Below are 398 nucleotides of genomic sequence, written 5' to 3' on the forward strand. Positions count from 1 at the left end.
GTCGAACCAGTTCTGGCGCTTCCAGGAATAGCGGTATTCGCGCTCCTGGCCCTCGCGTGCGAACCAATTGGCGCGCTCCCAACCGGCGACTTCGCCGAAAACGGCGCCGCGCGCCTTCAGATGCTCGTGCAGCGGCGAACGCCTGACATTCCTCGAGGTCGCCATCTGGCGGTAGGGGAAATGGTCGGCATAGAGCAGGCCGAGCGTTTCGGAGACGCGCTCCTTGAGGTAGCGGCGGTTCTTCTGGAACGGCTGTGCGCGGCGGATGTCGACTTCCCACAGGTCGAAGGGGGCTTCGCCATCGTTGATCCACTGCGCCAGCGCCATGCCGGCGCCTCCGGATGAGACGATGCCGATCGAATTGTAGCCGGTCGCCATCCAGTAGCCGGCCAGTTCCG

Annotated in this window: 1 pseudogene (cut by a window edge); it reads right to left on the bottom strand. The window is 64.8% G+C overall.

Annotated elements, in window-relative coordinates:
* Positions 1–398 (bottom strand): annotated as a pseudogene (locus EOB49_RS33185) (glycine cleavage T C-terminal barrel domain-containing protein) (its annotated part extends 967 nt beyond the left edge of the window); the annotation flags it as partial.

This window comes from Mesorhizobium sp. M7A.F.Ca.MR.148.00.0.0 (assembly GCF_003997735.1).
In the GTDB taxonomy this organism is placed as follows: Bacteria; Pseudomonadota; Alphaproteobacteria; order Rhizobiales; family Rhizobiaceae; genus Mesorhizobium.